The organism is Campylobacter sp. RM16188, assembly GCF_012978795.1.
Taxonomy (GTDB): domain Bacteria; phylum Campylobacterota; class Campylobacteria; order Campylobacterales; family Campylobacteraceae; genus Campylobacter_A; species Campylobacter_A canis.
Window position 1 is genome coordinate 107,851 of record NZ_LIWQ01000009.1, and the last position, 12,043, is coordinate 119,893.

Genomic DNA, 12,043 nt, shown 5'->3' on the forward strand with positions numbered 1-12,043 from the left:
ATTTTGCCTATTTATAATTAATTTAAACACATAAGGGACGCATTTTACTAAATTTTAGCTTTATCACTCTTTAAACTTCAAAATTCTTGCCTATCTCAAAGCCAAAATCATTAAAATCAATTCCCAAATTCGCCCTGAATTTATATCCTAAAATTTCTATCTTATACGCATGCAAATACATTCGCTTTGATCTGTTTTTAGCGTATTTTTCATCGCCGACTATACCAAATCCGATATGATTTAGGTGCACTCTTATCTGATGAGTTCTGCCTGTTGGGATTTCAACTCTCACCAAGCTTTTTTTGCCTGCCACCATAATGGGAGAGATTATAGAAACAGCCTCTTTCCCGTCTTTTGAAATTTTCGAATACGCTCCGCCTTTATTTTTAAGAGTGATTATAGGTTCATCAACCCTTACATCTTCGCTTAAAATTCCTTTAACCATCGCGATATACTCTTTTTTCACTCGGTGATGTTTAAATTCTTCAATGGCTTTTTTTTGAAATTCCTCGTTTTTAACGAGTAAAAGCACTCCGCTAGTCTCTTTATCAAGACGATGTAAAAGCGGAAATTTATAGATTTGACTTACTTTTTCGGATGTCAAAAACGCAGGCTTATTGATAGCGATTAAATTTTCATCTTCAAATACCACGCTAGGCTTTGGCATCTTCTGCACGCTAAATTTAGTAGTAACACTCATCATAGCTCTTGCAACTACGATTTTTTGACCCCTTGCGCTTACTAATCCGCTATCTATGAACTCCTTTGCTTCGTTGTTTGAAATTCCCTCTTGCAAAGCAAGGAGTTTATAAGCTTTTTCCTCTTTCACAACTATCCTTAATGTCTTTTATGATCTCATCCGCACTTCCAAGCGAACGGATTTTACTCTTTTTTAGCTCTTTTTTAAGCAAATCGCCGACATCCCCCGCTTTAGAAAACACAACGTCATCAACCTGTTCAAAAAGAGCCTTTTGGTTAAATATAAACTCGCCCGTAATTATACTATTTTCAAACTGAGCCGCCTCAATCGGATTGTGTCCGCCGACATTTGGCACAAAGCTGCCGCCCAAAATCACGATATCCGATATCGCATAGATATTTACAAGCTCACCCATAGTATCAACAAGAACGCATTTGGCGCTAAAATTTTGAGATTTTGAAAATCTCTCAAAACCAAAGCCGTGATTGCGGGCAAATTTAGCCAAAATTTCACCTGCTTCATCAAACCTTTCAGGGTGGCGCGGAACCAAAATAAGCTTATCGCTATCTCTTAAATTTATACGATTTAGCAGTAGCTCTTCTTCGCCTTTGTGCGTGCTTGCAAGTACTATCACGCGTGCATTTGGCTTAGTATAATTTTTACTAACAGTAGGCAAAAAAGCTGATTTGATATTTCCGCTTACGACTAAGTTTTTTGCACCGAGACTGATTAATCTTTGCTTATCAAGCTCGCTTTGCGCATAAATTTTATCTATAAATTTAAAAATTTCATTATAAAAAAACCTAAATTTCAAGTATCTTTTATAGCTTCTATCTGAAATTCTAGCATTTATTAAAATAACTCTTGAGCCTTTAAATTTAGCCCAAAATACAAGCATAAGCCAAAGTTCTGCTTCAAAGATAACTAAAATTTTAGATCTTTTAAGCCAAAAAGGGATAAAAATTTCAAACGGCAAAAATCTTGTATTTGGAGTTATCTTTTTAGCCTCGTCAAATCCTGTTTTTGTTATCACGCTTACGGCAATGTTTTTAAATTTTTTTAAAAGTGGCACAATAGAGCGAATTTCACCAAACGAGCAAGCATGAAAATGAATGTCTGATTCATCAAATTTGGGATTGTTGAAAAGAAAAAATCTAGCGGGAATCGAGCGGTGATATTTTGTTTTAAAAGCGATAAAAAGAAGCGGTAAAGCCCCGATCGCAAATGCAATCAGAGCTAAAATATAATATATTATTACCAAATTTTAGGGCTATTCAGCCGTCTCTTTATATAAAATTCTTCCGCAATGCGGGCAAGTAACGACATCTTCGCCCTTTATAACCGCAGAATAAGTTTTATCATTTATCTGCATGAAACAGCCATAGCATGCTTGTTTTTTTACAGGTACTACGGCGGTGTTGTGAGCCCACTTACGAATTTTCTCGTAAAATGTAAGAATTTTTTGATTCATATCGCCGATTAATTTATCTTTTTTTGCATAAATTTCAGCTCTTTCTTTTTCTATCGCACTTACCTCTTGAGCGATGTCGGCTTCAATTTTTTGCAGGCTTGTTGTAAGCTCGGCACTTTTAGCTTCAAGCTCGGTTTTTAGATCGTTTTTATTTGCTATTATCTTTTCAAGCCTTTCAATCTCCTCATTCGCAGCCTCAAGTTGCTCTCTGGCAAGCTCATCTTCAAGCTGAAGGGCTTTGATCTCTTTTTCTGTCTTTGCTGCCGAGCTTTTCTTTGAGACATCTTTGATCTTGGCAGAAAATTCAGCGATATGAGCGTTGGTTTGTGATTTTTGAGATTTTAACTCGGCTACGGCTTCGTCAATATTTGAAATTTGCTCGGCAATGCCTGCTTGCTCATCTTTTGTCGCTCTTAAAACACGCTCGACTTTTTCTAGTCTAGGTCCAAATCCATCAATCTCTTTATCGATTTGGGCAAGATCGACAAGCTGCTCTAAATATTTATTCATAACTTTCCTTTTTGTTTAGCGGTATACAAATGGGTTTTTTGAGTTAGTTATTATAATGAAAACTCCCAAATTTTGCAAATATTTTGCCAAGGATTCCCCAAAATAGCGCTCTGTTTCAAAATGCCCTATGTCTATCAAATTTAGTCCATTCATCTTGGCTTCAAGCGCTTGATGATATTTAAAGTCCCCGCTCAAAAATGCGTCGGCTTTAACTTTTGATATCAGATCTCCGCCGCTTCCAGTGCAGAGTGCAAGACGGCGAATTCTATTTTCGCTAGTAGTTTTTGCAACTCTTAAAGTTTGCAGGCTAAATTTATCCTTTATAAAATCACAAAGCTCATCAAAGCTAAAATTCACATCCATATAAAGCAAAAATTCATCTTTTTCATACTCTTTAAAGCCCAAAATTTCGCTTGCTACATATTCGTTTAGATGGCTTAAATCGTAATTCGTATGAAGGCTTATTAATGAAATTTCTTTTTTTATCATTTGCGTTATGAGCGAGCTTGGATAAAGGCTTGAATTTATGCTTTTTAGTCCTTTAAATATCAGCGGATGATGGGTAATTATAAGCGAATTTGGCTTAACTTCGCTCAAAAGCTCAAAATCAATATCAAGGCTTAGATAAATTTGATTCACTTCATCATAAGGCGAGCCGATTATAAGTCCGCTATTATCCCAACTTTCTTGATTTTCAAACGGGCTTAGCTCATTTAAAAATTTATAAATTTCAGCTATTTTCATTTACGAATTAGCCTCTTGCTCATCTATGCTAGCCTTGTAAGTTAGAGCACACTCTTTAGCTAGCTCGCGAATTTTAAGTATATAGTCTTGTCTTTGAGTTACGGAAATCGCTCCACGCGCGTCAAGTACGTTAAAAGTATGCGCCGCAAGCATGCAATAATCATAAGCAGGAAGTGAAATTTTAGCCTCCAGGCAGTTTTTGCACTCGTTAAAGGCGTTTTCAAACTGATTAAAAAGCATCTTCGTATCGGCAACTTCGAAGTTATATTTACTCCACTCATACTCGCCTTGCTTATGCACATCGCCGTAAGTTACGACATTGCCGCCATTATTGTCCCAAACTATATCATATACGCTATCAACATCTTGCAGATACATAGCAAGGCGTTCAAGCCCGTAAGTTATCTCGGCACTTACCAGATCGCATGTGATACCGCCTACCTGCTGAAAATACGTAAATTGCGTTACCTCCATACCGTCAAGCCAAACTTCCCAACCAAGCCCCCATGCACCAAGTGTAGGGCTCTCCCAGTTGTCCTCAACAAAGCGAATATCGTGCTTTTTAAGATCAAAACCAAGCTTTTCAAGGCTTTTTAGATAAAGCTCTTGGATGTTTTCAGGACTCGGTTTTATTAGCACTTGAAATTGATAATACGCTCCCAAGCGGTTTGGGTTCTCTCCGTATCTACCGTCGGTCGGGCGGCGAGACGGCGCTACATAAGCTGTCGCCCAAGGCTTCTTGCCAAGACTTCTTAAAAATGTCGCTTGATGATATGTTCCTGCACCTGCGGGCATATCATATGGCTGAAGTATCACACAGCCAAGCTCTTGCCAGTAGTTTTGCAGTGTTAAAATAATTTGTGAAAATGTCATTTTTATCCTTACTTTATAGATACATAAATTTCTATTTTGTCTTTTAAATACTTTTCAAAATCTGTCACGTAAGCTCTTTTTAAATTCGAGTTTTCAAAAAACTCCCAAATTTCACGCCAGAGCTCTATCACGGTATTTTCGCCGGCGCCTTCTTTGCTAAATACGGCATATTTGCCCGCTTTTGCAATCACTTTTTCATAAACTCCGCGCGGCGAGCCTTTAGTGCCTACAAGCAAAGAGTAAGAGCCGTTTAGATCGCTTTCATACTCATGATAAACAGCGCAAATTTCATCTGTTCCGTTATAGCCAGAGTTTAAAAATTCTCTCCATAAATCAGCTATTCTGCCCTCGCCGTTCATCTCGCTAGCGTTATCTGTGCGAATTTTTAGTCCGCAAATTTCAAAGCCTTCTTTTAACTCTACTATTTGCACTAACTATCCTTGAAGTTTTCTACAGCCTTATTCCACATGAGCTTATATTTACGCTTTAAGAACTCAATCTCTTCATTAGCCTTTTTAAGCTGTTCATTAAGCGTATCTATCGTCTTTCTATCCTCATCGTAAAGCTCTTGCATCGAATAAAGCGCCTCTTTTAAAAATTTATTCTCATTTCTTAAGGCCTCAAGCGTTTCGTCTTTAGCGTCAAGCACTTTTTCGTGCAAATTTAAGATAGTGCCAATTGTTTTTTCAACGAAACTAAATCCCTCGCTTGGCTTGCTTGTTATGCTTAAATTCGCGCTTACGCTTGGAACTACACTCATTGTGCCTTCGTTTGCCTCTATGTAAATTTTGCCGTCTTGCTCTTTTGTATTTAGCACTCCGCGCTTTATCATGCCTTCTATCACTTCACGATCCAAATGCACGAGCTTGCAAAATTCATCGATGCTTAAATAAGTCTGCATTTTTGCTCCTTTTACGCGAGTAAGACCTCCACTTTTTTCGAGTCTTCCTCGACCGCTTTTGCTTTAGCGTCTCTATCGGCTCTTAATCTCTCATCAAGAGAGCTATCGTTCAGCGCTAAAATTTGAAGCGCAAGATAGGCCGCATTTACCGCTCCGGCCTTGCCGATGGCGACAGTTCCTACCGGCATGCCCGCAGGCATTTGCACCGTAGAATAAAGCGCATCAACACCGCTTAATGAGCTTCCGCCCATCGGTATGCCGATAACGGGGCGAGTTGTATTTGCAGCGATCGCTCCTGCCAAGTGAGCCGCCATACCCGCTGCTGCGATAAATACCTGAGCTCCTCTGCTTTCCGCGCTTGATACATATTCACTGGTTCTCTTTGGGCTTCTATGCGCCGAAGAGATGATAAGCTCGTAACTTACTTCAAATTTTTCTAAAACTTTCGCCGCTTCGTTTACTATCTCGTAATCGCTCTTGCTTCCCATTATAATCGAAACAAATTTCATCTTATCTCCTCTCTCAAAAAGCTAAATTCAGGTAACTTCACGCCTAAATTCACCTCATTTTCATTTCCGCTATGAATTTCGCTCATCTCTTTGCCTTTTTTTGTGATGAGTTTCTTAAATTCTATAAATTTTTTGCCATCTTTGGAGTAAATTTTACAAATTTCATTTTCCGTTTCGCTTGCGTCTTTGCCGATTGGCATTACAAGCTCGTAAGGTCTGTTTAAAACTATCTTAAATTTGCACTTAAAGAACTCCCCGTCCTCGCTTATGGCATTTACCTGATGAGTGCCCTCTTCTAGGCTACTAAAGTGATTTTGAGTGCTCGGTCTTTCAAAGGGTCTATGCACTAAATATCCGTCGGTAAAGCCACGATTTTTAAGCGTATTTAGCTCTGCGTCATAAATTTGTGCGTCAAATTTACCCGCCACAGCGTCATCTATCGCCATTTTATAAGCTCTTGCAGTGCAAGCCGCGTAGTATTCGCTTTTGGTGCGACCTTCTATCTTAAAGCTATCGACAACGCCTGATTTTATGATATCTTCTACGTGAGCAGCGAGCTTTAAATCCTTTGAATTCATGATGTGCGTGCCGTTTTCATCCTCTTCAAGGCGAAATAGCACTCCGCTTTCATCGTTTTTGGCATAAAGCTCGTATTTAAAGCGACAGTCATTCGCACAGCTTCCGCGATTTGCCATACGACCGCTTTGAACGGAGCTTACCAAACACCGCCCCGAATACGCAAAACACATCGAGCCGTGCACGAAAATTTCGATATCAAGCGTAGGGATTGCCTCTTTTATCTTGATCACGTCTTTTAAATTCATCTCGCGTGCCACGACTATGCGCTTTGCGCCCATGTCATGATAAATTTTAGCGTCCAAGAAATTTAGCACGTTTGCCTGCGTAGAGAGATGAACCTCTATGTCAGGCGCTATCTCTTTAGCTAGACTCATAACGCCAGGGGTTGCGATGATAAAAGCATCCGGCTTCATCGCTGAAATCGTCTTTAAATGGCGCTTTAAAGGCTCGATTTGCGAGTTAAAAGGAAAGGCATTGACGGTAGCGTAAAATTTCTTGCCCTTTGAATGAGTATAATCTATCGCCTCTTCAAAGGTTTGCAAGTTAAATTCTCTAGCCGAGCGGGTTCTAAGCGAAAAGCTAGCTACACTTGCATATACGGCGTCCGCTCCGTATTCAAGCGCAATTTTTAGCTTGGTTAAATTTCCTGCAGGACTTAGTAACTCGGGTCTTTTCACTTCTTACCCAAACTTTCGATCAAAGCTTCGATATCATCATTACTTACCAAATTTTCAGTAGTAGTATCGCCCGCGATATGTACCGCAGATCCTACGCGCTTTTCATCATCGATCTTGCCCTCAAACAGGCTGCTCATATACTTGCTAAGCGCACGCATAACGTTTATAACGCGTTCTATCTTTTGGCGATGGATGTCTTGATACTGCATCATATCCATGGTCATCATCACTTCATCTTCGCCCATTTGGATATTTACCAGCACGTCCTCAGCGCTATTTTTAAGCTCGTTGTTTTTATCAAGAGCGTCTTTAAAGGCGGCTACGTTAGGAAATTTATCATTTAGCTTCGTAAAAATTTCTATGTTGCTTTCAAGCCCTTTGATGATAGCGTTACAACCGCTTTCGGCATCCATGAAAAAGTTATTGATCGCATCAAGCTTGTCAAACATCTGAGTGGCTTTTTCTTCGCTATCCTTAGTCACGTCATCAAGCTGATGAACCATCTTGTGATCGTCAGTCGGCGGAGGCGGAGGCCAAGCTACGCTAGCCGATACTCGGTAATCAGCATAAATGTCAGCGTCTTTAAGCTCACTTGTTTCGTTTATATTTTCAATCTTTTTATCCTCTTCTTGAGGTGGATTTTTTTCGCTATCCGCCTCTTCTTCATCAAGTCCGTCAAGTCCGCCTGCCATAAGGGCGTCTAACTCTTCTTGCGTCATAACAACTCCTAATCCAAATTTCGCAAGATTATATTAAAATTTAACGAAATATTAGTTTAAACAAAAAATTGCCTTTAAATTTAATAAACTTTTGATAGCATTTTGATTGCTATTTATAAAGTAAAAGGAAATTTAATGAAGGTCGATCTGCATAACCACACTCCGCTTTGCAAACACGCAGTAGATGAGCCGCGAGAGTATGTTTTAGAGGCAATTAAATCGGGTTGCTCTTATTTTGGATTTTCAGATCACGCTCCGATGAACTTTGACGAAGCTTATAGAATGAACTTTGGCGAGATGGAAATTTACGAGAGAGAAATTCTTAATTTGCAAGATGAATTCAAAGACAAAATCGAAATTTTACTTGGGTATGAGGTTGATTTTTTAGAGGGCTTTATGGACGAGCGAGTGCTTAGCAGAAAGGTTGATTATCTAATCGGTTCGGTTCATTTTATAAACGGCTGGGGCTTTGACAATCCCGAATTCATAGGCGAATACAAAAATAAAGACATAGATAAAATTTGGGAGGATTATTTTTACTGCATCAGCGCGCTTGCAAGAAGCGGTAAATTTGACATCGTGGGACATCTTGATCTTATAAAGGTATTTAAATTTCTTCCGAAAAAAGACATAAGAACGATAGCTAAAGACGCTCTAAACGCGATTAAAAAGGCAAATTTGGTAGTTGAAATTAACGCCGCAGGGTTTAGAAAACCGATAGCCGAACAGTATCCGTCAAATCTGCTTCTTGAAGAGCTTGTAAATTTAGATATCGCCATAACTTTTGGCTCTGACGCGCACGCAAAAGATCAAGTCGGGCTAAACGGGCAAAAATGCGAAGATATCGCTAATAAATTCGGCTTTAGCAAATGTGCTTGCTTTAAAAACCGAGATAAATTTACGGTTGAATTTTAAAACGGGTAAAATATAAATATAAAAACAAACTTAAACATTAAAAAATGTGGTAAAATTACGAGATTTAAATCCAAGGAGATATAAGACAATGGGAAAATTTGTGAGGAGTGTCGATCACTTTTTTGAATTTTGCAAAGAAAACGAGGTTAAATTTATAGATTTTAGATACACCGATATGAACGGCGGATGGCACTCTCTTACATATAACGCTAAAGTTATAGAAAAAGACGCTTTTGAGTATGGGATACCTTTTGACGCAAGCTCTACGGGAGGTTGGCAGCCTATAGATAAGTCTGACATGCTACTTAAGCCTGAAGCCGAAAGCGCGTTTTTAGATCCGTTTACAGCCGATATGACAGCGGTTGTGTTTTGCGATGTATTTGATATATATAAAAATCAAATGTATGAAAAATGCCCGCGCTCAATAGCTAAAAAAGCTATGGCCTACGTAAAAGAAAGCGGCATGGGAGACGTGGCGTATTTTGGTCCGGAGAATGAATTTTTCGTATTTGATAACGTCAAAATCATCGATAGGGCAAACTGCGCGATGTATGAGGTTGATACCGAAGAGGGTGAATGGAACGACGCAAGAGACTTTGCAGATAGCTACAATACGGGTCATAGACCGCGCACAAAGGGCGGATATCTAGCCACTCAGCCGACAGATAGCATGGTCGATCTGCGCGCGGAGATGGTTCAGGTGCTTGAGCAAGTTGGTCTTGAAACCTTTGTCGTGCATCACGAAGTAGCTCAAGGACAAGGCGAGATAGGCGTCAAATTTGGCACTTTGGTTGAGGCTGCTGATAACGTGCAAATTTACAAATACGTGGTTAAAATGGTCGCTCACCTAAACGGAAAGACGGCTACGTTTATGCCAAAACCGCTTTACGGAGACAACGGAAGCGGCATGCACGTACACCAATCAGTCTGGAAAGACGGCAAAAATTTATTCTACGGCAAAGGAAACTACGCAAATTTAAGCGACTTTGCACGCTGGTATATCGGCGGGATTTTACATCACGCAAGAAGCGTGGCGGCTTTTACAAACCCGAGCACAAATAGCTACAAGCGCTTAATTCCAGGATTTGAAGCGCCTTCGATATTAACCTACTCAAGCCAAAACCGCTCGGCTTCTATCAGAATTCCTTACGGCTCAGGCGAGAAGTCAGTTAGAGCGGAAATTCGCTTCCCTGACAGCACTGCTTGTCCGTATTTGGCGTTTTCTGCGATGCTTATGGCGGGACTTGACGGAGTTAAAAAGCAAATCGAACCGGTCGGTCCGATGGATGAGAATTTATTCAAACTGCACCTTGATGAAATTCGCGAAAGAGGGATAGAGCAATTGCCGCACACTTTGCGCGGTAGCCTTGAAGCGCTTATTCGCGACAACGAATACCTAAGCCCGATAATGAGCGAGCTCTTTATAGACGCATTTCAGCACTATAAATTTGAAACTCAAGTTTGGCCTTACGAGGCTCGTCCTACGGCTTATGAGTTTAAAACTTGCTACTCGTGCTAGTTGATTAGGCTCGCTTTCATACAGTTTGCCAGCATTAATTTGATTGGCTTAAATTTTTTAAAAGCGATACAAGGGTAAAATCGATTAAAATTTCAAGATTTTGCCCTACTCTTCTTTTTCTATCAAAAATTTTCTGCTTAAGCTTACAAAACTAACTAAAATTTCATCTAGCAAGTTTTATTCATGTATCTAAAAATTATTAATACTTGTTTTTTATTTTAATTTCATAGAAAATCTCAAGCACGCAATGGTTTAAATTTTAAGCTGACACATACAAATTAGACGTCTTTGGCTAAATTTATCTAGCCAAAGACTGCTTAAAAGCTTGACAAATAAGTTCTTTTTGCGTATAATCACAACTTCAATTTTTGAAATCGTGTCTTGTTAGCTCAGTCGGTAGAGCATTTCACTTTTAATGAAGGGGTCGCTGGTTCGAGTCCAGCACAGGACACCATTTTCGGTCGCTTAGCTCAGTTGGTAGAGCGCCACCCTTACAAGGTGGATGTCATAAGTTCGAGTCTTATAGCGACCACCATTTATCTTGGTTGCGGCGGTAGTTCAGTTGGTTAGAATATCGGCCTGTCACGCCGGAGGTCGCGGGTTCGAGCCCCGTCCGCCGCGCCATTTTAAATTTTACATTGTCTTGTTAGCTCAGTCGGTAGAGCATTTCACTTTTAATGAAGGGGTCGCTGGTTCGAGTCCAGCACAGGACACCATTTTTTATTGGGGTTGTGACCCTTTCGTCTAGTGGCCCAGGACTCTACTCTCTCAGTGTAGCAACAGAGGTTCAAATCCTCTAAGGGTCGCCATAAAAAGCTAAATTTGAGCTTTTTGTTATTTAATTTCGGTCGCTTAGCTCAGTTGGTAGAGCGCCACCCTTACAAGGTGGATGTCATAAGTTCGAGTCTTATAGCGACCACCATTTATCTTGGTTGCGGCGGTAGTTCAGTTGGTTAGAATATCGGCCTGTCACGCCGGAGGTCGCGGGTTCGAGCCCCGTCCGCCGCGCCATTTTAAAATTTTAGTGTGTGCCTCGTTAGCTCAGCTGGTAGAGCATATCACTCTTAATGATGGGGTCGTAGGTTCGAGCCCTACACGGGGCACCATTTTATCTTTGTTATATTTATTGGCCCATTCGTCTAGCGGTTAGGACACCAGCCTCTCACGTTGGTAACACGAGTTCGAGTCTCGTATGGGTCACCATCTAAATCTTCTGTATAAAATTACCACAAACACTACAAAGTAAGATGTATTTATTTAAATTTCGCAATCAAAATTCATAAAATTTCAAAAGACATATTTTCAACAAAGAGATGCAATCTTCTATTATAAACTCCACAAGCAGAGACTTAGCGTACTTAACGTTTTATCTATTTGTAAATTACTTATATTGGAAAGCTATATAACACAAGCAAGGCATAATAATCTTACACAATAACGTTAAATAGTCAAGTTGACACAAGAAATACTCCAGCAAACAATTAAAACATCCTTGCTTAAAATGGTACTCCTTCAAGCTTCACTATAAACCATCGATCTTATTGCAATAAATGCTTCAAGTGCATCTAAAAATAACCACACTATAAACGAAAGATTTGATCTTTATACAGGTGCTAGCTATGAAAGAGAATTTAAAGGTGAAGCTAAAGGATATAACCTAACTCATAATGTAGATATAGATAGTCCAAGCATCATGGTTTAAAGGATTATAAATGAAACGCTCTCAAGAGATATATAGAAAGCAGCTTTTAGCAAGAATTCACACTCATCCACAATATAAAATCATCAAAGATAATGACGCATGGAGTGATTGGCTATCGGTTAGATTTGGCGTAAGCAGCTCAAAAGAGCTAAGCCTTAAAGAGTTAAACAAGATCCTTGATATTTTAAATAACAAATGCGAGGACGAGATAGATCTAAAGCCTG

General features: G+C 39.6%; 12 protein-coding genes, 9 tRNA genes and 1 pseudogene. 12 read left to right on the forward strand and 10 right to left on the reverse strand.

What is annotated here, in order from left to right; translation table 11 throughout:
• Window positions 1–70: 70 nt before the first annotated feature.
• From CDOM16188_RS06820 to CDOM16188_RS06865, 10 genes are read right to left on the reverse strand one after another with little or no spacing between them, the layout of a single operon-like run.
• A complete protein-coding gene (locus CDOM16188_RS06820; protein ID WP_172200671.1) occupies window positions 71–829 on the reverse strand; it encodes a pseudouridine synthase in 759 nt (252 codons plus the stop codon).
• Entirely contained in the window at window positions 807–1,961 is a 1,155-nt protein-coding gene (gene waaA / locus CDOM16188_RS06825) for a lipid IV(A) 3-deoxy-D-manno-octulosonic acid transferase (protein ID WP_172200674.1), read from the reverse strand. Before waaA ends, CDOM16188_RS06820 begins: the two co-directional genes overlap by 23 nt.
• Window positions 1,962–1,970: 9 nt before the next feature.
• Window positions 1,971–2,681 carry a zinc ribbon domain-containing protein gene (locus CDOM16188_RS06830; protein WP_172200677.1) on the reverse strand — a complete coding sequence of 237 codons (711 nt, stop codon included), beginning with the start codon at window positions 2,679–2,681 and terminating at the stop codon, window positions 1,971–1,973.
• Between the two features lie 15 nt (window positions 2,682–2,696).
• A complete protein-coding gene (locus CDOM16188_RS06835; protein WP_172200694.1) occupies window positions 2,697–3,425 on the reverse strand; it encodes a Nif3-like dinuclear metal center hexameric protein in 729 nt (242 codons plus the stop codon).
• On the reverse strand, window positions 3,426–4,298 hold the full coding sequence (glyQ, locus tag CDOM16188_RS06840) for a glycine--tRNA ligase subunit alpha (protein ID WP_172200697.1): 873 nt from the start codon (window positions 4,296–4,298) through the stop codon (window positions 3,426–3,428).
• Between the two features lie 8 nt (window positions 4,299–4,306).
• Window positions 4,307–4,729 carry an effector binding domain-containing protein gene (locus CDOM16188_RS06845; RefSeq protein WP_172200700.1) on the reverse strand — a complete coding sequence of 141 codons (423 nt, stop codon included), beginning with the start codon at window positions 4,727–4,729 and terminating at the stop codon, window positions 4,307–4,309.
• Window positions 4,729–5,199, reverse strand: a complete 471-nt coding sequence (locus CDOM16188_RS06850; protein ID WP_169941916.1) for a DUF3972 domain-containing protein — start codon at window positions 5,197–5,199, stop codon at window positions 4,729–4,731. The genes CDOM16188_RS06845 and CDOM16188_RS06850 overlap by 1 nt, the downstream gene beginning before the upstream one ends.
• An 11-nt stretch (window positions 5,200–5,210) precedes the next feature.
• Window positions 5,211–5,708 carry a 5-(carboxyamino)imidazole ribonucleotide mutase gene (gene purE, locus CDOM16188_RS06855; protein WP_170019159.1) on the reverse strand — a complete coding sequence of 166 codons (498 nt, stop codon included), beginning with the start codon at window positions 5,706–5,708 and terminating at the stop codon, window positions 5,211–5,213.
• Window positions 5,705–6,964 (reverse strand): peptidase U32 family protein, encoded by a 1,260-nt coding sequence (locus CDOM16188_RS06860; RefSeq protein WP_172200703.1) that lies wholly within the window; start codon window positions 6,962–6,964, stop codon window positions 5,705–5,707. Before CDOM16188_RS06860 ends, purE begins: the two co-directional genes overlap by 4 nt.
• Window positions 6,961–7,683 carry a chemotaxis protein gene (locus CDOM16188_RS06865; protein WP_172200706.1) on the reverse strand — a complete coding sequence of 241 codons (723 nt, stop codon included), beginning with the start codon at window positions 7,681–7,683 and terminating at the stop codon, window positions 6,961–6,963. Before CDOM16188_RS06865 ends, CDOM16188_RS06860 begins: the two co-directional genes overlap by 4 nt.
• Before the next feature lie 135 nt (window positions 7,684–7,818).
• Here CDOM16188_RS06865 and CDOM16188_RS06870 point away from each other — a divergent pair, with 135 nt between their 5' ends.
• From CDOM16188_RS06870 to CDOM16188_RS06925, 12 genes and pseudogenes are all read left to right on the forward strand, one after another.
• Window positions 7,819–8,598, forward strand: coding sequence for a histidinol-phosphatase (locus CDOM16188_RS06870; RefSeq protein WP_172200709.1), 780 nt, complete (start codon window positions 7,819–7,821; stop codon window positions 8,596–8,598).
• An 88-nt stretch (window positions 8,599–8,686) separates the two neighbouring features.
• The gene (gene glnA / locus CDOM16188_RS06875) at window positions 8,687–10,117 is read left to right on the forward strand and encodes a type I glutamate--ammonia ligase (RefSeq protein WP_169941905.1); all 1,431 of its coding nucleotides are present in this window, start codon (window positions 8,687–8,689) and stop codon (window positions 10,115–10,117) included.
• A 378-nt stretch (window positions 10,118–10,495) separates the two neighbouring features.
• Window positions 10,496–10,571 (forward strand) — tRNA-Lys (locus tag CDOM16188_RS06880).
• Between the two features lie 5 nt (window positions 10,572–10,576).
• Window positions 10,577–10,652, forward strand: a tRNA-Val gene (locus tag CDOM16188_RS06885).
• Window positions 10,653–10,664: 12 nt separating this feature from the next.
• Window positions 10,665–10,741: transfer RNA gene (locus CDOM16188_RS06890), tRNA-Asp, on the forward strand.
• A gap of 16 nt (window positions 10,742–10,757) precedes the next feature.
• Window positions 10,758–10,833, forward strand: a tRNA-Lys gene (locus CDOM16188_RS06895).
• A 17-nt stretch (window positions 10,834–10,850) separates the two neighbouring features.
• Window positions 10,851–10,926, forward strand: a tRNA-Glu gene (locus CDOM16188_RS06900).
• A gap of 37 nt (window positions 10,927–10,963) precedes the next feature.
• Window positions 10,964–11,039: transfer RNA gene (locus tag CDOM16188_RS06905), tRNA-Val, on the forward strand.
• Between the two features lie 12 nt (window positions 11,040–11,051).
• Window positions 11,052–11,128 (forward strand) — tRNA-Asp (locus tag CDOM16188_RS06910).
• 19 nt (window positions 11,129–11,147) lie between these two features.
• Window positions 11,148–11,223: transfer RNA gene (locus CDOM16188_RS06915), tRNA-Lys, on the forward strand.
• A gap of 22 nt (window positions 11,224–11,245) precedes the next feature.
• Window positions 11,246–11,320: transfer RNA gene (locus CDOM16188_RS06920), tRNA-Glu, on the forward strand.
• 509 nt (window positions 11,321–11,829) lie between these two features.
• Window positions 11,830–12,043: pseudogene (locus CDOM16188_RS06925) on the forward strand (regulatory protein GemA); the annotation flags it as partial.

Bases quoted from the DNA above. Each gene is read 5' to 3' on its own strand.
- purE (WP_170019159.1), bottom strand. From the start codon at position 5,708: ATGAAATTTGTTTCGATTATAATGGGAAGCAAGAGCGATTACGAGATA.
- CDOM16188_RS06835 (WP_172200694.1), bottom strand. From the start codon at position 3,425: ATGAAAATAGCTGAAATTTATAAATTTTTAAATGAGCTAAGCCCGTTT.
- CDOM16188_RS06830 (WP_172200677.1), bottom strand. From the start codon at position 2,681: ATGAATAAATATTTAGAGCAGCTTGTCGATCTTGCCCAAATCGATAAA.
- glyQ (WP_172200697.1), bottom strand. From the start codon at position 4,298: ATGACATTTTCACAAATTATTTTAACACTGCAAAACTACTGGCAAGAG.
- CDOM16188_RS06850 (WP_169941916.1), bottom strand. From the start codon at position 5,199: ATGCAGACTTATTTAAGCATCGATGAATTTTGCAAGCTCGTGCATTTG.
- CDOM16188_RS06865 (WP_172200706.1), bottom strand. From the start codon at position 7,683: ATGACGCAAGAAGAGTTAGACGCCCTTATGGCAGGCGGACTTGACGGA.
- CDOM16188_RS06870 (WP_172200709.1), top strand. From the start codon at position 7,819: ATGAAGGTCGATCTGCATAACCACACTCCGCTTTGCAAACACGCAGTA.
- glnA (WP_169941905.1), top strand. From the start codon at position 8,687: ATGGGAAAATTTGTGAGGAGTGTCGATCACTTTTTTGAATTTTGCAAA.